Annotated in this window: 25 protein-coding genes, 1 tRNA gene and 1 pseudogene; 8 read left to right on the top strand and 19 right to left on the bottom strand. The window is 56.8% G+C overall.

Annotated elements, in window-relative coordinates:
* Window positions 1-412, top strand: a 412-nt coding sequence (locus M6F29_RS04605; RefSeq protein ID WP_298157721.1) for a transposase, incomplete at its 5' end; no start/stop codon positions are given.
* Window positions 413-643: 231 nt separating this feature from the next.
* Window positions 644-1,054, top strand: coding sequence for an EAL domain-containing protein (locus M6F29_RS04600; RefSeq protein ID WP_298157720.1), 411 nt, complete (start codon window positions 644-646; stop codon window positions 1,052-1,054).
* Window positions 1,055-1,067: 13 nt separating this feature from the next.
* On the opposite strand, the gene M6F29_RS04595 is transcribed toward M6F29_RS04600, so the two are convergent.
* The 8 genes and pseudogenes from M6F29_RS04595 to M6F29_RS04565 all read right to left on the bottom strand — a co-directional run bounded on the left by M6F29_RS04595 (window position 1,068) and on the right by M6F29_RS04565 (window position 8,869).
* Complete coding sequence (locus M6F29_RS04595) at window positions 1,068-1,424, bottom strand: copper-binding protein (protein ID WP_297481343.1); 357 nt, start codon at window positions 1,422-1,424, stop codon at window positions 1,068-1,070.
* On the bottom strand, window positions 1,421-4,537 hold the full coding sequence (locus tag M6F29_RS04590) for an efflux RND transporter permease subunit (protein ID WP_298157719.1): 3,117 nt from the start codon (window positions 4,535-4,537) through the stop codon (window positions 1,421-1,423). The genes M6F29_RS04595 and M6F29_RS04590 overlap by 4 nt, the downstream gene beginning before the upstream one ends.
* Window positions 4,534-5,547 carry an efflux RND transporter periplasmic adaptor subunit gene (locus M6F29_RS04585; RefSeq protein ID WP_298157718.1) on the bottom strand — a complete coding sequence of 338 codons (1,014 nt, stop codon included), beginning with the start codon at window positions 5,545-5,547 and terminating at the stop codon, window positions 4,534-4,536. The genes M6F29_RS04590 and M6F29_RS04585 overlap by 4 nt, the downstream gene beginning before the upstream one ends.
* A gap of 45 nt (window positions 5,548-5,592) precedes the next feature.
* A pseudogene (locus tag M6F29_RS12255) lies at window positions 5,593-5,790 on the bottom strand (heavy metal-binding domain-containing protein); the annotation flags it as partial.
* Window positions 5,791-5,862: 72 nt separating this feature from the next.
* Window positions 5,863-6,810 (bottom strand): multicopper oxidase domain-containing protein, encoded by a 948-nt coding sequence (locus M6F29_RS04580; protein ID WP_298157717.1) that lies wholly within the window; start codon window positions 6,808-6,810, stop codon window positions 5,863-5,865.
* Window positions 6,811-6,826: 16 nt separating this feature from the next.
* Entirely contained in the window at window positions 6,827-7,186 is a 360-nt protein-coding gene (locus tag M6F29_RS04575; protein ID WP_297481350.1) for a c-type cytochrome, read from the bottom strand.
* Window positions 7,173-7,877, bottom strand: coding sequence for a c-type cytochrome (locus M6F29_RS04570; protein WP_298157716.1), 705 nt, complete (start codon window positions 7,875-7,877; stop codon window positions 7,173-7,175). Before M6F29_RS04570 ends, M6F29_RS04575 begins: the two co-directional genes overlap by 14 nt.
* A complete protein-coding gene (locus M6F29_RS04565; protein ID WP_298157715.1) occupies window positions 7,874-8,869 on the bottom strand; it encodes a multicopper oxidase domain-containing protein in 996 nt (331 codons plus the stop codon). Before M6F29_RS04565 ends, M6F29_RS04570 begins: the two co-directional genes overlap by 4 nt.
* 454 nt (window positions 8,870-9,323) lie before the next feature.
* Here M6F29_RS04565 and M6F29_RS04560 point away from each other — a divergent pair, with 454 nt between their 5' ends.
* Window positions 9,324-10,559: an HD domain-containing phosphohydrolase gene (locus M6F29_RS04560; RefSeq protein WP_298157714.1), complete on the top strand. Its 1,236-nt coding sequence runs from the start codon at window positions 9,324-9,326 to the stop codon at window positions 10,557-10,559.
* 24 nt (window positions 10,560-10,583) lie between these two features.
* Here M6F29_RS04560 and M6F29_RS04555 read toward each other — a convergent pair whose 3' ends face one another.
* From M6F29_RS04555 to M6F29_RS04545, 3 genes are all read right to left on the bottom strand, one after another.
* On the bottom strand, window positions 10,584-11,462 hold the full coding sequence (locus M6F29_RS04555) for a DNA-methyltransferase (protein ID WP_298157713.1): 879 nt from the start codon (window positions 11,460-11,462) through the stop codon (window positions 10,584-10,586).
* Window positions 11,463-11,472: 10 nt separating this feature from the next.
* Complete coding sequence (locus tag M6F29_RS04550) at window positions 11,473-13,518, bottom strand: putative bifunctional diguanylate cyclase/phosphodiesterase (RefSeq protein WP_298157712.1); 2,046 nt, start codon at window positions 13,516-13,518, stop codon at window positions 11,473-11,475.
* 211 nt (window positions 13,519-13,729) lie between these two features.
* A tRNA-Pro gene (locus tag M6F29_RS04545) sits at window positions 13,730-13,806 on the bottom strand.
* A gap of 133 nt (window positions 13,807-13,939) precedes the next feature.
* Here M6F29_RS04545 and M6F29_RS04540 point away from each other — a divergent pair.
* A complete protein-coding gene (locus M6F29_RS04540; protein ID WP_298157711.1) occupies window positions 13,940-15,004 on the top strand; it encodes an alkene reductase in 1,065 nt (354 codons plus the stop codon).
* Here the strand turns inward: M6F29_RS04540 and M6F29_RS04535 are convergent.
* Window positions 14,986-15,990, bottom strand: a complete 1,005-nt coding sequence (locus tag M6F29_RS04535) for a YeeE/YedE thiosulfate transporter family protein (RefSeq protein WP_298157710.1) — start codon at window positions 15,988-15,990, stop codon at window positions 14,986-14,988. The genes M6F29_RS04540 and M6F29_RS04535 overlap by 19 nt on opposite strands.
* A 121-nt stretch (window positions 15,991-16,111) precedes the next feature.
* On the opposite strand from M6F29_RS04535, the gene M6F29_RS04530 reads away from it, so the two are divergent.
* Genes M6F29_RS04530 through M6F29_RS04520 form a run of 3 tightly spaced genes read left to right on the top strand, consistent with a single transcriptional unit; the run spans window position 16,112 to window position 19,540 of the window.
* The gene (locus M6F29_RS04530) at window positions 16,112-17,383 is read left to right on the top strand and encodes an MFS transporter (RefSeq protein ID WP_298157709.1); all 1,272 of its coding nucleotides are present in this window, start codon (window positions 16,112-16,114) and stop codon (window positions 17,381-17,383) included.
* A complete protein-coding gene (locus M6F29_RS04525; protein WP_298157708.1) occupies window positions 17,380-19,035 on the top strand; it encodes an ABC-F family ATP-binding cassette domain-containing protein in 1,656 nt (551 codons plus the stop codon). The genes M6F29_RS04530 and M6F29_RS04525 overlap by 4 nt, the downstream gene beginning before the upstream one ends.
* Window positions 19,019-19,540: a dihydrofolate reductase gene (locus M6F29_RS04520; protein ID WP_298157707.1), complete on the top strand. Its 522-nt coding sequence runs from the start codon at window positions 19,019-19,021 to the stop codon at window positions 19,538-19,540. Before M6F29_RS04525 ends, M6F29_RS04520 begins: the two co-directional genes overlap by 17 nt.
* On the opposite strand, the gene M6F29_RS04515 is transcribed toward M6F29_RS04520, so the two are convergent.
* The 7 genes from M6F29_RS04515 to M6F29_RS04485 form a co-directional block, all read right to left on the bottom strand.
* Complete coding sequence (locus M6F29_RS04515) at window positions 19,530-20,789, bottom strand: 6-phosphofructokinase (RefSeq protein WP_298157706.1); 1,260 nt, start codon at window positions 20,787-20,789, stop codon at window positions 19,530-19,532. The two genes, M6F29_RS04520 and M6F29_RS04515, sit on opposite strands and share 11 nt — an antisense overlap.
* Window positions 20,790-20,851: 62 nt before the next feature.
* Window positions 20,852-21,508, bottom strand: a complete 657-nt coding sequence (adk, locus tag M6F29_RS04510; RefSeq protein ID WP_297500702.1) for an adenylate kinase — start codon at window positions 21,506-21,508, stop codon at window positions 20,852-20,854.
* A 39-nt stretch (window positions 21,509-21,547) separates the two neighbouring features.
* On the bottom strand, window positions 21,548-22,324 hold the full coding sequence (gene kdsB / locus M6F29_RS04505; RefSeq protein WP_298157705.1) for a 3-deoxy-manno-octulosonate cytidylyltransferase: 777 nt from the start codon (window positions 22,322-22,324) through the stop codon (window positions 21,548-21,550).
* A complete protein-coding gene (locus M6F29_RS04500; RefSeq protein ID WP_297453523.1) occupies window positions 22,321-22,500 on the bottom strand; it encodes a Trm112 family protein in 180 nt (59 codons plus the stop codon). Before M6F29_RS04500 ends, kdsB begins: the two co-directional genes overlap by 4 nt.
* Window positions 22,493-23,509 (bottom strand): tetraacyldisaccharide 4'-kinase, encoded by a 1,017-nt coding sequence (gene lpxK / locus M6F29_RS04495; protein WP_298157704.1) that lies wholly within the window; start codon window positions 23,507-23,509, stop codon window positions 22,493-22,495. Before lpxK ends, M6F29_RS04500 begins: the two co-directional genes overlap by 8 nt.
* Window positions 23,510-23,923 carry an ExbD/TolR family protein gene (locus tag M6F29_RS04490; protein WP_298157703.1) on the bottom strand — a complete coding sequence of 138 codons (414 nt, stop codon included), beginning with the start codon at window positions 23,921-23,923 and terminating at the stop codon, window positions 23,510-23,512. It lies immediately after the preceding gene.
* A complete protein-coding gene (locus M6F29_RS04485) occupies window positions 23,920-24,507 on the bottom strand; it encodes a MotA/TolQ/ExbB proton channel family protein (RefSeq protein WP_524537663.1) in 588 nt (195 codons plus the stop codon). Before M6F29_RS04485 ends, M6F29_RS04490 begins: the two co-directional genes overlap by 4 nt.
* Window positions 24,508-24,819: 312 nt before the next feature.
* On the opposite strand from M6F29_RS04485, the gene xseA reads away from it, so the two are divergent.
* Window positions 24,820-26,145 (top strand): exodeoxyribonuclease VII large subunit, encoded by a 1,326-nt coding sequence (gene xseA, locus M6F29_RS04480; protein WP_298157702.1) that lies wholly within the window; start codon window positions 24,820-24,822, stop codon window positions 26,143-26,145.
* Window positions 26,146-26,153 lie beyond the last annotated feature (8 nt).

The raw sequence follows: 26,153 nt of genomic DNA, 5'->3' as shown, positions 1-26,153 counted from the left end.
GATTTACCTCGGTCGTTATCTGTATCGGGGCGTGATACAGGAGAAAGATATCCTGTCCTGCGATAAGGGGCAGGTGACGTTCCGTTACCAAAACAGCCAAACCAAACGGACTGAAACCCGTACCCTCAGTGGCGTGGCATTCTTGCGCCTGATTCTGCAACACATTCTGCCCAAAGGTTACCGCCGTGCCCGAAACTTTGGCTTTTTGCATCCCAACAGCAAATTGGTTCAGTTGGTACAACTCATCAAACGGGTCGTGATTCCTCCACCGAGACCCCGCCCGACGATACGCTGTAAATGTTGCGGTGGGACAATGAGGATCGTGCTCACCCGCCTCAAATCAGTATTCGCCCGGCAGTTTGCGTCAGGGAATTTCAGGCAAGGTGTCGCAGAGGGGGAGACGACCATGTAACGTAACACACTTCGCCAACCTGCCATACTTGGCAGGTACGGGCATACTCGCCCTGCAAAAGAGCGAAATCGGGTGGAAACGCAACAAAAATGCCGGGTTGAGCGCAACGGGTTGCTGCAATGGCAACATTCAGGTGGTGAAATTGGGGGCATGGTGGGGGATGATCCCCATCGGCACCACCGCAGTCAGAGAGATATTTCCATAACAAGGGTCACAGGGGACTTGCCGGGCTTGTCCAACAAACGGTTCAGATCGTGGCTTGCGCACGATCTAACCTTGTTCGTTAAATTTGCGATGGATGACTTTGGCACGGGACATTCATCTTTATCCGGCCTCAAAAGGTTACCCCTTGACCAGATAAAAATAGATCAGAGTTTTGTTCACGACATCTCCGAAAATGACGATGCGGCAGTCATCATACAAACCATCATCGCCATGGGGAATAACCTCGGCATGGAAGTGATCGCAGAAGGGGTAGAAACAGCCGAACAAAAGGATTTTCTCCTCCAGCATCACTGTGTCAATTTTCAGGGATATTTCTTCGGCGACCCGATGCCCTTGGACGAGTTTGAGCGGGTGATCGCGATCACCCTGCCCCTCATTCGCAACGGGTCGATTGACGCACTTTCCTCCCCGAATTGAATGCCTGACGCGATTATTTCACTGCCGTAATGACATAGGCACCCCGTTGTCGGACAAAGTCAAAATGGATGGACTGCCCTGCTTTGAAGGAGCCTAGCCACGCGGGATTCTTGACCGAAAAATCCATGGTCATGGCAGACCAACCCAAACTCGGGATCGGTTCATGAGATATGGTCATGATTCCTTTGGTGCGATCTATTTGGCGAATCACCCCTTTCACCCCTTTGGCCGCTTCCATCGGCTGTTCGGAACCGGACGTCATGTGATCCATCCCTCCCGACATATCCATGTTCATGTCATCCGCCCATGAGGGAGAGGTTGTTTGCAGTGCCATGAATCCCGTAAATAGAATCAGTGAACAGCGTTTCATGCGTTTTCTCCTTTGAAAGTCGATTGTTGCCACCAGTAATACAAGGTTGGAATCACCAGAAGGGACAATAGGGGTGCTGTGGTCATCCCCCCCACCAGGGGAGCCGCCACTCGCTTCATGACATCCGCCCCAACGCCTTCTCCCAGCAGTACAGGCATGAGACCACTGACAATCACGAAGACCGTCATGGTTTTTGGTCTCAACCGTTGAATGGCTCCCTGCGTGACCGCCGCACGCAGATCGCTCAAATGAATCATTTCCCCCGCCTCTCGTTTGGCCAAGACGGCTCGATCGAGATAAAGGATCATGACCACGCCAAATTCGGCGGCCACCCCCGCCAATGCGATAAACCCAATGGCTACAGCCACAGAGAATGCATAACCCAATGCATAGACCAACCAGACGCCCCCCACCAGAGAAAATGGCAAACAAAGCATCACCAGGACCACCTTTGGCCAGCGCCCGAATATCTGATAGAGCAACAAGGCGATCAAGCCCAGTGTCAAGGGCAGAATCAACACCAAGCGCTGTTTGGCATGTTGAAGATTCTCGTACTGACCCACCCATTTCAGAGCATAACCGGGCGGCATACGCAGGGATTTGGCAATGCGTTGATTGGCGTCCTGAACGAAGCGACCCATGTCATTGCCCCTCAGCGTGATATAGACATAGCCCGCCAGACGCGCATTCTCGCTTCTGATTTCGGCAGGGCCATCCATCAGTTGCAAGTGCGCCAGTTCACGCAGAGGAACTTGCTGCCCTTGGGGCAGGGTTATCCGGCTATCCGACAGTGCCTCCAGAGATTGTCGCAGGTCCCGGGGATAACGCAGATTGATGGAAAATCGTTCGCGTCCCGAAACGACCGTATCCACATTTGCCCCCCCCACGGCACCCTGAACAAAATCCGTGAGGTCAGAGATGGTCACGCCATAACGTGCCGCTTGCTGACGATTTACCTGGATATCCAGATAATGTCCGCCTGCAACGCGCTCGGCAAAGACGCTCCGCGCGCCATTCACAGACTTCAGAAGAACCTCGAGCCGTTCCGTCAAATCGGCGATTCCCCTGGAATCAGGCCCCGTAACCCGAATCCCCAGAGGGGTGCGAATCCCGGTAGATACCATGTCGATCCGGGTTCGTATAGGATAACCCCAGGCATTACTCAAACCAGGCAATTTCACTTCACGATCCAGTTTGGCAATCAAATCTTCCACACGTTCTCCGGCAGGCCATTCACTCTGCGGTTTGAGGGTAATGGTGGTTTCGAACATGGATAAGGGAGCCGGATCCGTAGCAGTGTCCGCGCGCCCCGCCTTGCCAAAGACCTGGGCCACTTCTGGAAGCCGACGGATGAGTCGATCGGTCACTTGAAGCAGGTTGACGGCTTCATCCACCGATAGCCCCGGAAGGGTCGTCGGCATATAAAGCACATCGCCTTCGTATAACGGGGGCATAAATTCACTGCCTATCCTGGAGAGGGGGAATGCGATGGATAGAAGAAGCAATATCGTCATGAACGAGGTCAGCAGAGGCCGATCCAGAGCGGCCCCCAACACGGGACGGTAACAGGCTTGCAGACCCCGGTTCAAGGGATTGCTGTTTTCTTCGGAAATGCGACCTCGAATGAAATAGCCCATGAGAATGGGCAGCAAGGTAATCCCCAACAATGCCGAAGCTGCCATGGCGTAGGTCTTGGTATAGGCCAGAGGCGCGAACAGTTTACCTTCCTGACCGGTCAGTGCGAACACGGGCAAAAAGGATACCGTAATCACCATCAGGGAAAAAAACAGCGCCGGTCCCACTTCCTGTGCACTCTGGCGCGCAACTTCCCAATAGTCCCCCCCCCAGTCGGAACGTTCCAGATGTTTGTGCATATTCTCGATCATGACGATGGCTGCATCCACCATGGCTCCCAAAGCAATGGCAATCCCACCCAGCGACATGATATTGGCCGCGATTCCCTGCACCCGCATGATCACGAAGGCCGTCAGGATTCCCAAAGGCAGGGTGATGATCGCCACCCAGGCAGAGCGAAAATGTCCCAGGAATAACCAGCACACAATGGCCACCACCAGAAACTCTTCCAACAACTTGATCCGCAGGGTTCGAATGGCCTGGCGGATCAGATTCGAACGATCATAAGTCACTCGAATCTCCACCCCGGGCGGCAACCCTGCCTTGATCTCCTCCAGGCGATCACGAACCCGTGAAACGGTATCCAGCGCGTTACGGTCATAGCGCATGACCACAATACCGCCAACCACCTCCCCCTGCCCGTTCAAATCCGCCACGCCGCGCCGCGGCTCTGGTCCGGTAGCGATACGGGCGACATCCTCCAGGCGTACCGGCACCCCTCTATCGCTCACCGCCACCGGGATGCCCCTGAAATCCTCCAGAGAAGATAGATAGCCTCTGGCCCGAATCATGAACTCTGATCGTCCCAATTCAACCACTGACCCGCCCCCCGTGCGATTGTTGTTCCGAATCGCCTGGGCTACCTGATTGAAAGTAACCTTGAAGGCGGCCATCCGGTCGGGATCGACCTCCACCTGATATTGCCGGACGATGCCGCCAACGCTGGCCACTTCGGCAACGCCCGGTACCCCCTGAAGTTCGTATTTCAGATAAAAATCCTGAATCGCACGCAGTTGGGCCAAATCATGGCGATGTTGACGATCCACCAGCGCGTATTCAAAGACCCATCCTACGCCGGAAGCATCTGGACCAATGACAGGAACGACTCCCTTGGGGAGTTGGGTGGAAGTCCGACTCAGATATTCCAACACGCGCGAACGTGCCCAGTAAGGGTCCGTACCCTCGTTGAAGATCACGTACAGATAGGATTCGCCAAACATGGAAAACCCACGCACTGCCTGCGCTTCCGGAACCGACAACAGGGCGGTGGTCAAGGGGTAGGTCACCTGATCTTCGACGATTTCAGGGGATTGTCCAGGGTATTGGGTCTTGACGATGACTTGCAGGTCCGTCAGATTCGGAATGGCATCGAGACGAATGGAAAATACGGAATATCCCCCCAGGGCTGCCACCAGCACGCAACCGAATATCACAGCCACGCGATGACGAATGGCATAATCGATGATCCAGCGAATCATGGCGAAGAGTGCATTCGTTCTGTCGCAGCATTCATTGAAGCCGCCGAATCCAGAAGATATTGTCCATTCACGGCGACTTTGGCGCCTACTTTCAGCCCATCCAGAATCTCTACTTCATCTCCTTCCTCAGCGCCCGTTTCCACGGGTACGGGAAGAAAATGTCCTTCGCCCAGGGAGAGCATGACCCGATTGCCCTGGGCAGCGTAAATGATGGCCGACCGAGGCAGAACAAGGCCCTTGTGAACCGCTGTCCGGATAGAGACACCGACATAGGATCCAATTCTGAGGGTGGAATGGGACAGATCCAGAGGAGCGCGAACATGAACGACATTATTCTCCGCCACCGGACTCACAAAATTCAATGTGCTGGTCAGGTTTTCTCCCGACGGTTCGAATACCGTCACCGGATTTCCAATTTGTACACGATTCAACTGATCTGGATACAGGGAGACATCCACCCATGCCCGACTTGCATCAGACAGAGTCATGAACGGCGTGCCGGGAGAAACGAAACTGCCCTCCGTGGCGTTGAGTTGGGTCACAACCCCCCCACGCTGGGCCACTATCTTGACGACTTCGACGACTTGACGACTATCTTCCATCGTCCGCAGGGATTCTAGACTGATGCCCTCCTCCTCCACCAGTTCGGCACGCTCCTTGGCCAGTTGCTGGAAGGTATCCATCAAAAACTTGTTTTCTTCGTAGGACGGAACGCTCAATGTTTGCGCCAACTGATTTTTTCGATCGATGGCATTGAGATAAGCCCGTTGCTGCAACATCAGGTCCGGTGAATAGATTTCATAAAGAATTTGCCCGCGCTGTACGGTTTCACCGACCGAATGAACATGAAGTTTGCGAATCCACCCCTCGAAGCGTGGCCGCACGGAAAAGACGGTCATTCCGTCATCGACGATATTTCCATAGGCACGCAAAGGCGCGCCGATCAACCTTTCCTTCACTGCCGCCAATCTGACGCCCAGATTCTGGAGTGTCGCATTGTCAACCTTCACGCCATGCTCATGGAGCGACCCGGCAGAGGCCGAAGCGACCAAGGCCATACCGCAAATAGGACAGGTACCGGGCTCATGTTGAGACACCGAGGGATGCATGGGGCAGTACCAAGTGGTTTGAGCAACCTGATATTTGTGCTCTGGGCTGGTTGTTTGCGGGGATAGGTACCAAATGCCATACCCAATGGCGCCCACCGTCAAGACACCCACAACCGCCCCGGTCAATAGTCTGTTCAACCTCATGAAGGCCGCCTGCAAACGTGCCAAAACCAGGGAGGCGCGGACGCCTCTCTGGAATCCGGCAGAACCATTTCTTTACTTGACAACGATCTGATCGCCTCGCCCCTTTCCTGGATCCGCATCTGGCTTGTTCATCAACACCGTGATGGCACCCCGCAAGGCGGCTCCCATGGTGTGATCCACAATGGCGACATTGGTGCTGCGGTCCGCAGGAGAGACAATATCGAAGGTATCCCCTTCAGCCACTGCGACCCCGTAGGTTTGCATTCCATACAGTGTATTTTTTGGATTGCCGTTGATATAGACGCGCTCCCATATCCCGGCAATGGGATGCAGTGCCACGGGCATATTGATATTGGCATTCACGAAATAGATCCGCACTCTTTCACCGGGCTTGGATTCAAGGACCTGAGTGGCGTTTGCGTCATGAACCGGATCATAGTGGAGAATCTTTCCATTAATCAGCGAACCGGCCCATCCCTGGTTCTCCAACATGGCCTTGTAGTTCTCCGCATCCGGGAAATACTGGCTCTGCACCAGGAGATATTCACGGTCCGGTTTCGGATAGGCCTTGCTGTACCCTCCCTTGGGTTCGACCAGAATTGCTCCGTACATCCCCCGGGCAATGTGCTGTACCATCGGGCTCGCACCGCAGTGATACATGAAAAGCCCGGGAACCTTGGCCTGGAAAATGAAGTGCTTTTGTTCACCCGGCTTGACAGGGGCAAATTCATTCAACACATCCACCTGCGCCGCATGAAAATCCATGGCGTGGGAATTTTTGTTTTCCGGGGGATTGATGAGGGTAAAATCCACCGTATCTCCTTCCTTCACCCGTACAAACTTTCCAGGCATCGCTCCATCGAATGTCCATGCCGGATATTTGGTCCCCTTGTTATCGATGGTCGTATCTGCTTCCGTAGCCGTCATGGTGACTTTGACGGTATCCGCCAGGGCGGCCTGGGTGGATATCAAACCTGCGGCAGCCACCAGTGCAAAACTTGTTTTTCTGAGTAAATTCATCGTCCTCTCCTGTTTATTAGGTACCATACTTACATCTGCAAAGGGTGCGTAAATGCTGCACCATGTCGCGGATCTCTTCATCGCTCAACACTCCATCCCATGGCGGCATGAGCACGGATTTGTCAATGGAGGCGCCACCCTCCTTGATCACCTTGAACAACGCATCATCCGAACGCGCCGACATGGCCTTGGCATCCGTATGGTCACGGGGTTGAACGGACATGTCACGCACGTTGATTCCCTGGCCATTGCCCTGAGAACCATGACACTGGATGCAATAAGTCTTGTAGTTGTTGACCGCCAATTCCCGCGCCTGAACCAGATTGGTCATCGCTGCCAGAATCATCCATCCCACCCATCGGTTATTTTTTCCCATCGCTTTTCTCCGCAGACAGATTCTCCAAGTACTGCACCAGTTTCTGGATATTCGGGTCTGAGACATGTTTATTCGGCATCCAGGACTTTGGGTCCCAGGCCTGAGGGCTGCGGATATAACTCGCCATGTATTTGGCCTGCAACCGACGTCCTGCCGTATAGAGTTCCGGACCAGACAGTCCACCATAATCTGGCTCGATCAAGTGACACGCCATGCACCCCAGGAATTTGTCGAAGGCCATTTCACCCATTTGCTTGGACAAGTTGAACGGTGTAATCGTCTCGCGGGCGATCAGGTCATCATGGGGATGCCGTTGCATCAAGTTATCGGCCACCGCCACGGCATCTTCGCGGGACAGCGCCACATGGGGTTGCAACGTCGACGTATCAATTTCGTCTCCCTTGGGAGTCGAACGGATGTGCAGGCCATAAAACTCCCCGGCGGGACGGATTCTGTAAGGCTTTTGCAGCCATTCCACCAACCAGAGTTGCAGATACTTGTTACCCGCATAAAAAAGATCGGGGCCCTGACGGTTCCAAATCTCCTGAACGGTTTGAGGCGCCGGGCCATTCAGGTTGTGGCAGGTTGCACACTGTTTTTCCAGGATGGCCTGTCCATCCGCAGCCAACGCCTGATTCGTAATCAGCAAGAATGAAATACCGGCCAACAGGGTGTGGGAAATCATTTTCATCGGCTTCTCCGAGTTTGTTCCACCGCGGTTCCCATGAGGTTTGGATTGTTGAACAAACCGTATCCCTTGGCGAGTGATTCGGTGTAGTAAAAATCGGGGTCATAGGCGTGATCCTTCCAGACATACCAGTCTTCCATCGGGATCCCCTCATATTCGATGACCGTGATCGGCCCACCGACCATGCCCCCCATGTTGATGTGGCTGTCTACATGGTCATGAAATATGAACCGTCCGGGGTTATTCATCTTTACGATGGCGTCATAACGTTCCCCCGGTCCCACAGGAACCGTATCGACAAAATTGGGATTGTTTTGCACATAACCATCTTTGTGGGTAATGAGTTGGTCATGACCATGCAAATGCATTTCGTGAATTTCGTCTCCGGCACCGATCATGCGAATCCGCAATACATCTCCCTCCTTGACGCGGATGGGTTGAGTAAGCGGGAAAGAACGACCGTTGACGGAAAAATAGTCTGTCACATCGGTCGGATTGCCCCCTTTTCCGTAACGATCGGCATAGGCGGACTCCCAGGTACTCATCATCATGATGACCTGGCGGGTGACCTTTTTTTCCAAGGGCGTTGGATTTTTTGGATCGACGATCAGCGGTCCCCACATGCCGCGAATTGCCACATGCTCCCAGACATTCACATGACAGTGATACCACAGCGTCCCCGGACGGTCCGCGATCCAGTGGTAGGTAAAGGTATCTCCGGGCTCTATGGGTTTTTGTGTGATTCCCGGCACGCCGTCACTCTTCCATGACCCTATCTGATTGACTCCGTGCCAATGGATCGTATGGGGGAGCGTCGTGTTATTGGTCACGTGAATCGTCACGTCATCCCCCTCGCGCACATGAATCAATGGGCCGGGCACCTGGCCATTGAAGGCGAACACCTTGGCGGTCAACGTGGGGGCCACATTGATGGAAACCTCCTCGATGGTCATGCTGAAATCGCGTTGCTCCGCGTATCCCGGAGAGGGCAACATGAGACATATCCCGATGGCCATTATCGAGCCAAGGACCGAGCAAAAAGTTTGACGCATTTGAGACCCCCTTTTCATGAGTGGGACATTGTGATGCATCATGCCATGCATAACCGGGCGCCCGCCAGTTGGAGTTTGGCACTGAAATCGTGCGGTTCTACCAATTTCTGGGTACGAAAAAATCAAGATACATTGTTAGTTATTCGATATATTTCATATGGATAGATAATTCACTCCTGAAGCATCACGGCGTTGAAAAGAGAATCCGCACAAAATGGGTACGCCCTAATCGTCACGCCAGGAGATTTCCGTCGAAGACGACGGAGAGGCTGCTCTGCCGAATCCAATAATTCCAATGACACTTTTCCGTCCTGGTATTGCAAATTACAGTATTGAGAAAGAAATGGGCGGTGGTAGAATCGTCCGGATCTTCATCCTCTTCGGAAACGGGAGTCAAATGTCAACGTTCGACATTAATCTGCATGAAACCCTCTATTCCCTGTCCAATGCGCTGGATCTGGTCGGTATCACCCATATCCGGCACGGGAAACGTGTTGCATTCATCGCCTCAGAGTGTGGCAAATACCTCCACTGGTCGGGACAATGCATGGATGATTTGTTCGAGGCCGCTATCCTGCACGATATCGGGGTAGCGAAAACGGTCGTTCACTCCCGGCTTGCCCAGTTCGAGTGGGAAGAGGAAATCGAACACTGCAGGATTGGCGCCTCCCTATTACAGTCCAGCCCTCTGCTGGAGAAACTTGCCCCAATGGTGCGTCATCATCATACCCATTGGTCCGAGTTGAAAGACCTGGCCCTGCCCATGGAAACCAAGTGGATCGCCAACTGCATTTATCTGGCGGATCGAGTGGACATGTTGTCTCTCTCTTCCCGGATCGACAACGCCAATCTTTTGCTTTTCAAGGACGAAATCCGGAAGAAAATCCAGGGGAAACGGGGCGACTTTTTTTGTGACGAGTTGGTTGAAGCCTTCCTGTCCATTTCCCGATCCGAGGCTTTCTGGTTTTCTCTGGAGAACGAACATGTGGACGGCTATTCGAGTATCTGGTTATCCGAAACACCCGTCCAGAAAATTGATTTTCAGGATCTCCGCAGCATCATGCTTATCTTCTCCCATGTCGTTGATGCCAAGAGTCCCTTCACCAAGGCGCATTCCGATGGTGTGGCCAGGTTGGCAAAATTTATCGGCAGTCTGTGGAATCTACCGCCAGAACGCTGCGAAATGCTCGAATTGGCCGGATTGCTGCATGACATTGGCAAACTGAGATTGCCGGATGCGTTACTGGAAAAGCCGGGCAAACTCACCCCGGAAGAGCGTGCCCAAGTCAAGAGACATAGTTTTGACACCTACAACATCCTAAAGAATATCAAGGGACTGGAAAGAATCAGCGAGTGGGCCTCGCAACACCACGAACGCATGGATGGTTCGGGCTACCCCTATCGCCTGGACCGGAGTACCCTTTCCCTGGAGGCACGCATCATCGCGGTCGCCGATGTATTCCAGGCACTGGCACAGAAGCGACCTTATCGTGATCCTCTCCCTCCGGACGAGATCATGAACATATTGAATGAGCAAGTCGATGACGGGAAACTGGATCGGGACGTGGTGAACTCTGTCGACCGCCAGTTACAGGTATGCTGGGAGGTAGCCATTTCGCCGCAGCAGGTTTGACCCGGATGGGCTGTTCTGCATCGATCACCAAAACTTTTTCTGGATGGCCTCATCGAACGCTGGCTTTTCCTGTTCGATGTCGATACCCGTCTTCAGGAAGGCTTTAACCCGTTTGCGCGACAGTGAAACCGCTTTCTCGGAGGTGTCGCACCCCACGAAACGAGATCCTTGTCTCAAGGCTGCGATGGCAGCACTCCCGGACCCGACAAAGGGGTCGCACACCACAAAATCCGTATCACCTTCTGCTTTACTTGAAGCAATCATGGCTTCAAAAAGTTCTACCGGCTTTTGCGTTGGATAGGATGCCCGGTGAAGTCTTTTGATTTTCCAGATATCGGGAATATCCCGCCTTGTGACCGGACGCTTTCCCTTGGAAGCAAACAGGATGAACTCGGTTTGTCTGCGGAAATAATGCCCCATCCCGATGTTCACTTTATCCCAGGTGATGATGTTCTTGACATTGAAGAAATCCCTGACCAGGGCCCCGAGGGACAGCATGGAAAATGAATCGAACATCAGAAACAGATGCCGGTCGTTTTTCAGTACCCGCTGGCACTCGGATAAAAACTGACCATAGTTTTCCGGGGTGTCATGAAATTCTTCGAACCACCTGTTTCCCTCCTTTTCCTGATAGTTACCGACAATCCGCCCTTTCCCCAACAACAAATGCTGGTTCATTCCACTATAAGCCGGGTCGGTCACGATCAAGTCGACGCTTTCTGCCGGCAACGTTCTCAAAAACAGCAGAACGTCCTGCTGTACGATGCTGGCCTTCGGTATCACCCTGACCTCGAGAGTTGGCTCGCAGAAGGGGACGATGTGGGGACTCCGGCTTTCCTGGTTGGTGAAAGGGGGCCCGTGGTCCAGACTGCCCTCCAGTGCTTTCAGCGAATCCAAACTCATGCGCTTGCTCCTACCTTTTTGATTTTGTCTTTTTCGAGGCTCGTTGACTCGCCTCATGCATGAAGGACGACAGGTCGCCCTTACGGCGCACGGGGCGAAATGCCCAGGAGTTCGGAACCTGCCAGGTGGCAACCCAACGGACAATCTTGTCGACGGGCATGGGACGTGCAATGGCATACCCCTGTGCTCCCTCGCACCCCAAATCCAGCAACCTCTCTCCGTGGTCCAGCGTTTCCACCCCCTCCGCAATGACCTTCCTCTGAAAAGCTTCGGCCAGACCCAGCACACCCACCAAAATCGCCAGATCTTCCGGGTCCTCCAGCATGCCGCGTACGAAACTCTGATCGATTTTCAAGGTATGCACCGGCAGGCGTTTGAGATAGGAGAGCGAAGAATAGCCGGTTCCAAAATCATCGATCGAAAATTGGATCCCCAGACGTATGCAGTCGTGGATAACCTTGGTCACCTGAGAAATATCCTCCAGCGCGCTGGTTTCCAGTACCTCCAGTTCCAGATATCGGGCCACGCCCTTTCGACGTTGCGCCAATGCGTCGCGTAGTTGTTGGGTAAATCCCGGAGTCTGAAGTTGCTGGCCGCACACGTTCACGCTGACGGCAAGGGGCAATCCCTGGGTCATCCAGTCCTCGATCTGATTCAGCGCCATATCCAGTACCCAGTCTCCCAGGGATAGGGCCAGGGGGTGATTCTCGATCAGGGGCAGAAACTGGTCGGGCAACAACAGTCCCCTGTGGGGATGTTGCCAACGAATCAATGCCTCCAACCCAAGGATGGCACCGGTCCGAAGATTGACCTTGGGTTGATAATGAAGGACAAACTCCCGACGTTCCAGACCCCGCCGGATATGTTCCAGATTTTCAAGACGGTCCCGAACCTCATGATCATGGGCCATATCGAAGACATGATAACAATTTTTGCCCGCCTGTTTGGCCTGGTACAGAGCCTGATCGGCCTGACGAAACAGTTGATCCGGGGTGATTTCCTCATTTTGAGGATAAAAACTCACCCCCAGGCTGGCAGACAACTTCAGTGTACGACCCGCGTCGATGGGGATGGTCTTCCTCGAGGCCGCCAACAAACTCGCCAACCACGGGATACATGCATCCAGTTCGTGAATATCACGAAGCACCACGATGAATTCATCGCCGCCCGGCCGGGACACGATGTCCCGGCCTCTTACGATGCCCTGGATTCTTTCCGCCATGGTGATCAGGACGCGGTCGCCCATTTCATGACCGTAGGTATCATTGATGACTTTGAAGCCATCCAGTCCCAGATTGACGATGGCCAGAAAATGTGGCCCAGCCTGATCCATGATTTCCTGGACTTTTTCGGTCAATAGCACGCGATTGGGCAACCCGGTCAAGGCATCGAAGCGCGCCAGATGCTCCATGCGTCGTCTTTGCTCCCGATAGGCTTCTTCCATTTTTTGATGCTCATCCAGTTTTCGCATCAAATGCAGGGTATTGGAGGAAAGTACGGAGTACAGCGACAGGATGATGTCGATCAGGTTTCGTGTCACGCCTTCCATCTGACGATGAGCCCGCGCCTTGGCCTCTTCCAGGGGCAAACCTCCCTGCATGGCCAGGACGGTATAGGCCATGAAGCGGTCTTTTTCGAGGATATGAGAAGCGAGCCAGCGGGTCAGAAATTCCAGGGCATCATGGGCCACCTGGTCGAAAGGGGCTTTCTTCCGGGCCACCTTGAGTGTATTCAGGGTCTGTATGAAATGCTCGTGGACCGCCAGGTGTTCTGCCATCGAGTGATCATCCGCAAAAACGTCGGCCCAGATCGCCTCCTCGCTTTTGAAGTGATAGATCGTATAATCGGTCAACGCATCGAACACTTCCTCCAGGGAAAGCGTCCCAGACCGAAAGGCCACATGACTGGCCAATTTATTGAGAAGAGAGACCAGAACACGGTGTTGGTCATCGATCTGAGGCAAACCGGTCTTGAAATTATCATCCCACGGAAAGATGTCGATCGAATTCTTGAGCAGATGGGAAGGTGGGGCGGCAGGTTCCATCAACACGCGCATGGGGATCCTCATCTCTTCATGAAACCGGTCGAAACCAAACCCACTCGAACCGCAGGGATTCCCGGCGGAAGGCATCATCAGGTTTGGGCGTGAAAACTCTTCAAGCGCGTCCACCCGCACCACGCTCCTGGTGCAGGGACCAGAACAACGAAAAGTAGTTCCCGGATTCATTCAATGACCATGAAAACACGGCGCCGAACCCTGTCTTCGATGGTCGGGGTGAGAGGATTCGAACCTCCGACTCCTACGTCCCGAACGTAGTACTCTACCAGGCTGAGCTACACCCCGAACTGTTGAGTGCAGGGATTCTACTCTTCTTTTTCCCCACTGTCTCGAAACAACCACAATAACCTCGGGCTTTTCTTCTGCATGAAACCGTGTCAAAATAGTTCGTCTTCGTACTAATTCAGGAGTTTTTTCAATGACCACTTTGTTATCCCCCCTTGTCATGGGTGATCTTTCGTTGCCCAACCGGATCATCATGGCCCCCCTGACACGTTGCCGTGCCAGCGCCGGCCGGGTGCCTAATGCATTGATGGCCGAATACTATACCCAGCGGGCCAGTGCTGGAATGATCCTGAGCGAAGCCACCGCAGTTTCTCCTCAGGGCGTCGGATATCCCGACACACCCGGAATCTGGTCCGAAGAACAGATCGTCGGCTGGCGTCGGATCACGGAAGCCGTTCACGCCGCAGGGGGACGCATCCTCCTGCAACTTTGGCATGTGGGACGAATTTCCGATCCTTATTACCTGGAGGGGGCGTTGCCCGTGGCTCCCAGCCCCGTGACCCCTGCCGGGCACGTCAATTTGTTACGCCCGCACCGTCCCTTCGTTACACCTCGCGCTCTGGAGCGATCCGAATTGCCCACCGTGGTGGAAACCTATCGGCAGGGAGCACTCAATGCCCAACGAGCCGGTTTTGATGGCGTGGAAATTCATGGAGCCAATGGCTACCTCCTCGACCAGTTCCTGCAGGACAGCACCAACCAACGGACAGACGACTATGGAGGACCGGTGGAAAACCGGGCTCGCCTCCTGCTTGAAGTCACCGATGCGGTAGTATCGGTGTGGGGCGCAGGGAGAGTGGGAGTCCATCTCGCCCCACGCGGGGATGCCAACGATATGGGAGACAGCGATCCCCTGCACACCTTCGGCTATGTCGCCGAACAGTTGGGGAAACGACACCTGGCCTTCCTTTGTACCCGCGAGTCCCTGGGAACGGATCGTCTCAGCCCGGAACTCAAGCGTCGTTTCGGTGGAGTCCTCATCGCCAATGAAGGTTTTACGGCAGCCAGTGCCGAGGCGGAGGTGGCAGAGGGCAAAGCTGATGCCGTGGCCTTCGGAAAATATTTCATCTCCACACCGGATTTGCCTCGGCGGATTGCAGAGGGGCTCCCCTTTGCCCCCTTCGAGGCAGAGAGTTTTTATGGTTACGGTCGTCCCGATCCACGCATCGGCTATACCGACTACCCTACCCTGCCCTGACGGTGGAACAGGCGCCCGGTGGTCAGAAAGGAGAGAAAGACCACCAGGGCGAAAAGCAGGCTGCTGTCAGCCAGTTGCATGCCTCCGGAAATGATGTGCCCGGACGTGCATCCGCCGGCCATGCGTGCGCCAAACAGTAACAGGATCCCGCCCACGAAAGCCCAGAAAAAACGGCGGGAGGAACTGTTGCCATGGTATTCGCGCCAAAGGTCGGGCACTGCCCTGAAACGGAACTCTTTCTGAATCAGAGAAAAAACCAGCCCTGCCAGAAAGGCTCCGATCAAAAAATGGAACTCCCAGGCACCGGGTTCGGCAATCTTGTGCCAGTAGTTTGGCGCACCCATCCCGGTCAGTGTCATCGCCAACCAGGGAAAGGCAGTGGAGGCCCCCATGGGGTGACCGGCAATGGCGGGTAGGTCGAGCACCACATTGAGCAGGGCCAGGCCCACGGCGGCATACAACCATGACCACCCCCGCGGATCGACCCGGTGGAGTGCAAGGGCTACCCCCATGAGGCCCCCTCCCAGCAGCACGAGGGTCATCCAGAAAGTGGGCGCGGAAAGGCTCCCTTTCAGGGAGATACTACCCAGATCCGGGCCCAGCAGAGGAGAAAGCAGAGGAAACACCACGGCGAAGGATAACGCCCCCGCCAGTCCGCCCAAGATCCCCACGAGCGCATCCAGACTGCCCTGCCCCAGGGAAATGGCGAGCGTACCCGGACAATAACCCAGAATGGCCATTCCCATGCCAAACAACACGCCACCTCCCACAACCCCAACAAGGATCAAAGGCTTGACGTGATCGCTGGCCCATCCCATCTGAATTTCCGTTTGCATCAACAACATGCCCAATCCGATGGCAAAAGCCATGGTTTTGGCCACGGACAGATCTCTGAGAAGCGCCATGCCGACAATGGTATCAAAACGGTTAAGGCGCGCGTACTGCAGAAAAGTACCGAATAAAAAACCCAAGAGTAGCGTGGTCACAGGCAATTTCCAAGGTGAAAGGAACAGTGTATTGGAAAGTTTCCCGAGTGAAAAGTTTTCCGTCATTGCGCGTATAATCCAGGGTCCTGAATTATTTCGACAACCATCCCGACTTCCCTCCATGCAAACCACCGGCAATTCCACGGTGCGGGTCCTGATTGCCAGTCTGGCCGGCACCACCATCGAGTTTTTTGACTTTTACATTTATGCCACGGCAGCGGTTCTGGTGTTCCCCAAACTGTTTTTTCCTTCTTCGGACCCTGCATCGGCCCTCCTCCAGTCTTTTGCCACCTTCGCACTGGCCTTTTTTGCCCGCCCCGTCGGCGCCATACTCTTTGGTCATTTTGGTGACCGCATCGGACGCAAGGCCACGCTGGTGGCCTCTCTCATGACCATGGGCCCCTCCACCGTCGCCATCGGTCTGCTCCCCACCTATCACACCATCGGAATCGCCGCCCCCATTCTCCTGGCCATCTTCCGCTTTGGCCAGGGCCTGGGTCTGGGAGGGGAATGGGGGGGGGCCGTCCTGCTCGCCACGGAAAATGCACCGCCCCACAAAAAAACCTGGTACGGCATGTTTCCCCAATTGGGTGCTCCCCTGGGTTTCATTCTGTCCAGTGGTACCTTTCTGGGGCTGAGCGGACTTCTCACGGAGGAGGACTTTTTGACCTATGGCTGGCGGATCCCCTTCATTGCCAGCGCCCTGCTGATCGGAATCGGCCTGTATGTCCGCCTCAAACTGACTGAAACTCCAGTCTTTCTGGAAGTGGCGAACCACCACCAACAGGTGGCTCTCCCCATGCGCACGATTTTCACCCAACATGGTCGTCCCCTGTTGCTTGGAACCCTGAGCGCCCTTGCCCTTTTCGTTCTGTTCTATCTCATGACGGTATTCACCCTCAGTTGGGGCACAACGGCCCTGCATTACCCCAAGGGCGACTTCCTGCACGCCCAACTGATCGGGATCCTCTTCTTTGCTCTGGGCATCCCGCTCTCGGCCCTACTGGGTGACCGTTTCGGCAGGTCGCCGGTCCTGCTCTGGGTCTCCGTTGCCATCTTTCTCTTCGGATTGGCCTTCGGACATCTTTTCAAGGCAGGCAATTGGGGAAATACCGTAATTTTCCTGAGTCTGGGACTCTTTCTCATGGGGGGAACGTATGGCCCCATGGGGACCACCCTGGCCGAACTGTTTCCCCCGCCCGTACGGTACACGGGCGCCTCCCTGTCCTTTACCCTGGCGGGTATTCTGGGCGCTTCCCTGGCCCCCTATATAGCCACTTTCCTGGCCAAACAATGGGGTCTGGACTTTGTAGGCTATTATCTCTGCGCCGCCGCAACGCTCACATTCATTGCTCTGTGGACGGCCCGTACCCTGATGCGAGAACCTTCATGATCACCCTCAAGAAACTCACCCTGCGCCGGGGCCCCAAGATTATTCTGGACAAAGCCAGCATCACCATCAACCCAGGCGAAAAGGTGGCCCTGGTGGGACGCAACGGCGCTGGCAAATCCACCCTGTTTCGCCTGCTCGACGGCACCCTGCGGGAAGACGGCGGGGATTTCAGCATTCCTCCGGCCTGGCGTCTGGCCCAGGTAGCCCAGGACATGCCCGAGACCGATGCCAGCGCGACCCGTTTCGTCATGGAAGGGGATACGCGCTGGCTGGAGGCGCAACGGGAAGTGGAAGCGGCGGAGGCCAGTGAAGACGGCATGCGCATGGCCCATGCCTACATGGCGTTGCAGGAAGTGGATGCGCATACGGCCGAACCCCGGGCCCAGACCCTGATCCTTGGTTTGGGATTCAAAACGGAACAATTACACCAGCCGGTCAACAGCTTTTCTGGGGGCTGGCGGATGCGTCTGCAACTGGCCCGTGCGCTCATGTGCCCTTCCGACCTGCTGCTTCTGGATGAACCCACCAATCACCTGGATCTCGATGCGCTGGTCTGGCTGGAAGCCTGGTTGCAACGCTATGAAGGCACGCTGCTGGTCATCAGCCATGACCGCGATTTCCTCGATGCCGTGACACGGGTGACCCTGCACCTGAGCGGAGCCCAACTGACGCGGTATGGAGGCAACTACAGCACCTTCGAAGACCTACGTGCCGAGAAACTTTCCCTTCAACTGGCTGCCCATCAGAAACAGCAGGATAAAATCGCCCACCTGCAGGATTTCATCAACCGCTTCAAGGCCAAGGCCAGCAAAGCCAAACAGGCCCAAAGCCGGGTCAAGGCACTGGAACGGATGGAACGCATCGCCCCCGTACTGACCGAAGCAGAATTCACTTTCGAATTTCAGGAACCGCTCAATTTACCCAACCCCATGCTCAGCCTGCGTCGTACCGATCTGGGCTATCCCCCCGCCACCGATTCCCTGGAAGAATCCTCCCTGCCGCGCACCATACTGCACAAGGTCAGCCGTTCGGTACAGGCCGGAGAGCGCATCGGCATTCTGGGGGCCAATGGTCAAGGAAAATCCACCCTCATCAAGACACTGGCGGGGGTCCTTCCCCCCCTGAACGGCGAGATGGTCCAGGGAAGGGGTCTTACCCTCGGTTACTTCGCCCAACAGGAACTGGATGTCCTGCAACCGGAAGACACCCCACTCGCCCATATGATTCGCCTGGCCAAAGCGGCCATTGCCCAGGGCAAGGGAGGCTGGGTTCAGGGACGGGAGCAGGACTTGCGCAACTATCTGGGTTCCTTCAACTTTACCGGCGAGATGCTGGCGCAACGGGTGGGAACCCTGAGCGGCGGTGAAAAAGCCCGCCTGGTTCTGGCCATGATCGTATGGCAACGGCCCAATCTGCTCCTGCTGGACGAACCCACCAACCATCTGGATCTGGCTACACGCGAGGCATTGAGCGTGGCCCTCAACGAATTTGAGGGTACCGTACTGCTGGTCAGTCATGACCGCGCCCTCCTCCGAGCCGTCTGTGACGAGTTCTGGTTGGTCACCGGGGGCGGAGTGCAGGACTTCGAGGGCGACCTGGAAGATTATCAACGCTTTCTGATGGAGGAAGCCAAACGTGCACGTGCCGCCTGAATCGAACCTGCCCCGCCTTTCGTTCGTCGTGGCCCATACCGTGCCCGGACGAGTCATCGGGAATCAGGGCACCATGCCCTGGCATCTGCCCGCCGACCTCGCCCATTTCCGTGCCGTGACCCTGGGTCACCCCGTCCTCATGGGAAGACGCACCCAGGAATCCATCGGACGTCCCCTGCTGGGGCGTCTCAATCTGGTCATCAGCCGCAACCAGGACTACCGACCGGAAGGATGTCTGGTTTACCCTTCTCTGGAAGCCCTATGGGCGAACCTGCCGACCGTCCCCGAGGTCTTCGTGATTGGTGGCGGAACCTTGTATGAGTCGCTGCTCCCCCGCGCGTCGCGCGTGCACGTCACACGGATCCACGCAGATGTACCGGGAGATACTTTTTTTCCAATCCTGGATCCCGCGCAATGGCGAGAAGTCGATTCTCGTCCGTACCCGGCAGATGCGCACAATGCCTACGATCTGACCTTCGCCACTCTGGAACGCATCAACCCGTGAAAGGGGGTAATGTGCGTGCCACCGAGACCAACTGGAGACGCGCATAGTCAGGCACCCCCTTGCGATAAGGCGGATAGTCCTCACCGGCAATGAGAGGTTCGAGATAACGGCGCGCCTCTGCCGTGATGCCATACCCTTCCGGCGTAATGAAATGACGGGGCAACGGGCGTTCCTGGTTGGCCACGGCTGCCAGGGAAACCGAACCGATGCGCCACCGATAGGGCTCATCGCTCAAACGCCGAATCGTCGGCATGACGGCATTGCGCCCGCGCAAAGCCAGTTTGACCGCAGCCTGCCCCACTGCGTAGGCCTGCCGGACGTCGGTCCGGGAAGCCAGATGGCGCGCTGCCCGTTGTAAATAATCCGCCACGGCCCAGTGGTATTTGTAACCCAGCCGATCCCGCACCAGTTGGGCCAGATGGGGCGCCACGCCACCCAACTGGGCATGCCCGAATGCATCCCTGAGACCGCTTTCCGCCAAAAATTTTCCGTCAGGGGTTTTGATTCCCTCGGATACGGCGATCACACAGTAGCCTTTGGTTTCCACCGTTTCCTGCACCCGCTTCAAAAAATCCTCTGCCACAAAGGGCAGTTCGGGAAACAGCAGCAGATGAGGCGCCTCTCCCGGTCCGGCGCCAGCCAGGCCACAACCCGCCGTCAACCAGCCAGCATGCCGCCCCATCACCTCCATGATGAATACCTTGGTGGAAGTCTTGGCCATGGAAGCTACATCAAGGGCAGCCTCGCGCAACGAGGTGGCCAGATACTTGGCCGCCGAGCCGAACCCTGGGCAGCAGTCCGTCAAGGGCAGATCGTTGTCCACGGTCTTGGGAATCCCGATACAGATCAGGGGATAGTCCATGGCAGCGCCCATCTGGGAAACCTTGTGCGCCGTATCCTGGGAATCTCCCCCTCCGTTATAAAAAAAATAGCCAATTCCGTGGGCACGAAATACTTCGATCAAACGCTGATATTCTGCCCGGTTCTCCTCCAATCCCTTGAGTTTGTAGCGTGCCGACCCAAAAGCACCCGCCGGCGTATGGCGCAGCGCCCGGATGGCCTCAGCCGTTTCCTTTTCGGTATCGATCAGGTCCTCATGCAGGGCCCCCAGGATCCCGTTCCGACCGGCGAACACGGTACCGATCTGCGCAGGGTAGCGCCGCGCCGTTTCGATGACCCCGCAGGCACTGGCATTGATCACCGCCGTCACGCCTCCGGATTGGGCATAGAACGCATTGGTCTGGCTCATTATTATCTCCCTCGTCGTGTTTGCTCCCCTACCCTGCGCAGGCTCGTTTCACCCGATCCCGGTCAGGCCCCCAGTTGGGCACGCAGGGCTTGTCTGACCTCTTCCACCGGCCGCGTCCCATCCACTTGTACCAGACGGGGGGCCTGCGCCTCACCGCTGGTTGCCCAGTTCGAATAGTAGGCCACCAAAGGACTGGTCTGGGCATGATACACCGCCAAACGTTTTCGAATGATGTCCGCGCGGTCATCTTCCCGCTGGATCAGGGGTTCCCCCGTCACATCATCCCGATCAGGGGTGCGGGGCGGACTATGACGCACATGATAGACCCTGCCGGAATCCAGATGAATCCGCCGCCCCGACAGTCGTTCAATGATGTCTTCGTCCGGCACCTGAAATTCCACCACCACGTCGAGCGCGACCCCGGCTTCCTTGAGCGCTTCTGCCTGGGGCAGGGTACGCGGAAAACCGTCGAACAGAAAACCCTTGGCACAGTCCGGCGCCTGGATCCGGTCACGCACCAGTCCGATGATGATCTCGTCCGACACCAACCCCCCGCTCTCCATGACCTGTTTTGCCGCCAGACCAAGCGGAGTCCCGGCCTGCACCGCACTCCGCAGCATATCGCCGGTGGAGATCTGTGGAATGCCGTAGTATTCCCGGATGAATTGGGCTTGTGTCCCCTTTCCAGCGCCCGGAGCGCCCAGTAAAATCAACCGCATGTTTCTTTCTCCCTTGCTCACTTCGATGATTGGATGGTCTCACGCCACCCGGGTGGCCCAGACCTCACGCAGGCGTTGCAGATCCTCCGGTGTGTCCACCCCCGGCAGGGGGGCCGCCGCCAGGCGGACAACCGCAATGCGATACCCGTACCAGAGGGCGCGCAACTGTTCCAGCGCTTCGTGACGCTCGAGCGGCGCCGGGGACAGGCAAGCAAAAAGACGCAGGAAAGAGACTCGATAGGCATACAGTCCCACGTGGTGCCAGGCGGGCAAATCTTCCGGCCAGAGCGCGGCATCCCGAGCCCAGGCGTCACGCGCCCAGGGAATGGGGGAGCGACTGAAGTAAAGGGCCAGATCCTGGTGATCCAGCACCACCTTGACGGCATTTTTCTGTTCCAGATGCGCCCGGGAGGTAATGGGATAGGCCGCCGTGGCAAGCGCACAGTCGGGTCGCTCATGCAAACGCCGGGCCACGGCGCGAATCGTCTCGGGGTCGAGCAACGGTTCATCGCCCTGCACGTTTACCACCAGGGTATCCGGTGCCAGATCCAGTTGTGCCACGGCTTCGGCCAGCCGGTCAGTGCCTGTTTCATGGGAGGTTGCCGTCATGACCACGGACCACCCTGCCGCTTCGGCCACCTGCCGCACTTCGGCATGGTCCGTCGCAATCACGACACGGCTCGCCCCACTTTCCCGGGCGCGTTGGGCACAATGCAGGACCATGGGAGTCCCCCCAATCTCTGCCAGAACCTTTCCGGGGAAACGGGTCGATGCCATGCGGGCAGGCACCAGCGCCACAAAGGGAGGAACGATCACGGGGTTTCATCCTCAGCCAGACGACGCGCCTCGGTCTCCATCATGACGGGAATCCCGTCGCGCACCGGATAGGCCAGACGACAGGGGGAGCAGACCAACTCATGACGGGAGGGGCGGTGAAGCAGGGGGCCCTTGCACAGAGGGCACACCAGAATTTCCAGAAGACGGCTATCCATGGGGTTCCTTGGAGGTCAGTAGGGTTGCGAGATGATCGATGAGGGCCGTGTCCACGAGAGCCTCCAAAGGGAGGTACCACGCATCGTCCAGCCCCAGCCTGCGCCATTTTATCGCATCTTTCTCGGTCATCAGTACAGGATTTCGTAAATCTGCGGGCAAATCGGTGCGCCGATAAGGATGATGGTCAGGGAAGGGATAACGCTGTACCTGAATGCCCCAACGGTCCAACTGACTGAAAAAACGCTCCGGATTACCGATCCCTGCTACGCCAATGCAGTTCTGTCCCTGAAAATACGTCCAGGGAACACGTCGTTCCGGGTGTTGCACATGCACCCACTCGGACGCGCGCAAGCGCATGGCGTAACTGCCCTCCAGGGAAAAGCGGGGCGGCGTATCCGGATCACTGCCTTGATTGACCACGATGGCATCCACCTGCGCCAGACGAGACAGGGGCTCGCGCAGGGGGCCTGCCGGCAGGAGTCGACCGTTACCCCAGCCGCGTCCGCCATCCACCACCACCACCTCCACGCTCCGCATCAACGCCCGGTGTTGCAAGCCGTCATCGCACAGCAGGACATCCACATCCGGATGCGTGCGCAGCAGTGCCTGGCCTGCGGCGGCACGGGCTCGCCCCACCCAGACCGGGGCCAGGAGACGCCCCGCCATGAGTACGGGTTCATCGCCAACTTCTTCAGGAGAAGAAACGGAGGTGACCTCCATCGGCGTCGAGTGTCGTCCCCCATACCCACGGCTGAGGATGCCAGGATGCCAACCCCGGGCTCGCAGGGCCTGGGCCAGGGCCAGAGTCAGCGGAGTCTTTCCCGTACCGCCCGCCGTCAGGTTGCCCACCACGAGAACGGGTACGGGCAACGCAAAGGCCGAAGTCCTGCGACGCCAGCCCAGGCCCCACCCATACAGGCGACTCAATCCAATCAGAACAGGCATCCAGCCGGTGCGCCGCCCCTCGTACCAGAGCCCCGTGAGCCAGCGCTCCAGGCGCGCGCGCATTCAAGGCCCAGCCGGGCGCGTACGCACCCGCAAGCGGTGGAACCCCGCACTGCGCAGGGCCTCCAGAACAGCCATTACCTGTCCATGAGGAATCCGGGCATCCGCAGCCAGCACGAGCGTGGCATCGCCCTGGCTGCGCAATGCGCGCAAGGACTGGGCAAAAACGGTTGCCCCGGGGTCGGATCCCAGATCCTTCCCGTCCAGTTGCAGGCGACCATTCGCCGCAAGCGTAATTTCATGGACACGTTCACTCGTACTGGCCCCCCCGCCCAGGGGGAGTTGCAACTCCATGCCATGTTCCTGACGAAATTGGGTGGAGATCATGAGAAAGATGAGAACCACCAGAAGCACGTCAATCATGGGAATAAGGTTGACCTCCGGTTCATCCTCTCGCCAGCCCCGCCGAAAATTCATGGCTGGCGGTCTCCATGCAGCACTTCCACCAACTTGATGGCCTGCTGTTCCATGTCGCTGCTCAAGCGTTCGATCCGACCCCGGAAGAAACGGTAGAAGATCAGGGCGGGAATGGCCACGATCAGGCCGAAGGCCGTGTTATACAAGGCCAGGGCGATGCCTTGGGAAAGGAGCGACATATCCCCGCTTGCACCACCGCGGAACAACACGATCAAGCCCAGCACCGTACCCAGCAACCCCAACAGCGGACTCACCGTGGCCAGGGTACCCAACAGACCGACGGCCCGATCCATATCGACCACCACGGCACGGCCGGCTTCTTCGATCGCCTCCTTCATGACCTCGCGGGCATGACGCTCGTTGCGCAATCCTGCAGCCAGGACCCGCGCCAGGGGGGCTCCCTGGGACAAACGACCAACCAGGGCAGGAGTCACCCCCGAACGACCGATTTCCCCCAGCACCTCCTCGAGCAGACCAGGGGGAAGTACGCGTTTGGGGCGCAGCACCAAAAATCGCTCGACGATGATGGCCAAAGCCCCCACGGACACCCCCAAAAGCAGAAAACTGGGCCAACCAGCCGCCATCAGTCCCGAATCCACCTTTTTATCTCCAAATTCGACTAAACTGCCACAGTCTAATGGATATTCCAGCGGTTGGCGACTCAGCGGGAAAGGTTGGACGCCCCTTGTCTCGTCAAGTTTCCATGGGCCGACGCGACCCTGGGGTTTTCCACAATCTCTGTGGATAACTTTGTGAACAGTGCCGACCAAACCCGATCAACCCCTTATCCTTGTTACACTTTTTTTGCATCGTAGAGTTTCTATACAGTTCGATACCCGGTTCGAAAACCCTTGACAAATGGCCAATGACCCCGCAATCCCTATCCTGTTTGAACCATGACTTCATTTCCCAGCAACCATAGTCCTTCCGAAGCATTTTCCCGTTCCGAGGCCGATGTTCTCGAGAAAAGTTATACCGTAACCGAATTCACTCAGCGCCTCCAGACGATACTGGAAAAAGCCCTGCCGGGCTGCTGGATTCTCGGGGAAATTTCCAACTTTACCGAGGCCTCCTCGGGGCACTGGTATTTCAATCTGAAGGAAGCTCAGGCCCAGATCCGCTGTGTGATGTTCCGTTTTCGCCAGAGCGGCAGCACGGTTCGCCCCAGCAATGGAATGGCCGTGCGTTTGCGGGGCAGTCTTTCCTATTACGCGCCCAACGGAACCTGCCAGATTCTGGTGGACAATCTGCGTCCTGCCGGTCTGGGCGCCCTGTTCGAGGCCTTCAATCGCCTCAAGCAACAGTATGCCGCTGCCGGTCTCTTTGACCCTGCACGCAAACGCGCTCTGCCCGCCATGCCGCGTCAGGTCGGTGTTCTGACGTCCCCTGTAGGCGCCGCCTGGCGCGATGTACTCACTACCCTGCAACGCCGTGCCCCGCAGGTCTCCCTGATCCTCTATCCCATCCCTGTCCAGGGAGAAGGTGCTGCCCAACAGATTGCCGCACGCCTGCTGGAAGCCGGGGCACGGGCCGAGTGTGACGTGCTGATCCTGTGCCGGGGAGGCGGCAGCATGGAAGACCTCTGGGCCTTCAACGAAGCTCCCGTGGTCGAGGCACTGGCGGCATGCCCAATCCCGGTCATCACGGGCATCGGCCATGAAACCGATTTCACCCTGGCAGATTTCGTGGCGGATCGACGTGCTCCCACCCCTACCGCAGCCGCCGAACTGGTCCACCCCGAACGGCAACAGTTGCTGCACCAACTGGCTCAACTGGAAGAACGCCATTTCCTGGCGTTACGCCGCCGGGTAGAAAAAATTGCCTTGCACCTCGATCAACACCGCTTGCGCTGGGAGCACCTTCAGCGACGCTACTGGGAACGACAAAGGCAACGTCTCGCCACGCTGGCGCAACGATTGGTCCACCCCGGTCAGCGCATCGCCTTTCAGCGCCAGTCTCTGGCCGCGCTCGACCAGCGCTGGCAGCAAAGCCGCCAGCGCTGGTTCGAACGGCAACACCAGCACCTGGAACGGCAGAGACGCACGCTGGAGCATTTGAACCCGCGCGCCATTCTGGCACGCGGCTATGCCCTGGTACAAGACGACGCCGGGCATGTGATCGACGACGCGACACGTCTGAAACCCGGCGATCACGTCCAACTGACCTTGGCCCACGGTACCCGCCACGCCGCCATCCTGCCGGAAGCAGACGACCTCCGTTGATGTGACGG

The sequence above is a fragment of the Ferrovum sp. genome (assembly GCF_027317285.1).
GTDB lineage: Bacteria > Pseudomonadota > Gammaproteobacteria > Burkholderiales > Ferrovaceae > Ferrovum.
The sequence above is the reverse complement of the archived record's forward strand: the minus strand, read 5'-3'. Positions and strand labels throughout refer to the sequence as shown.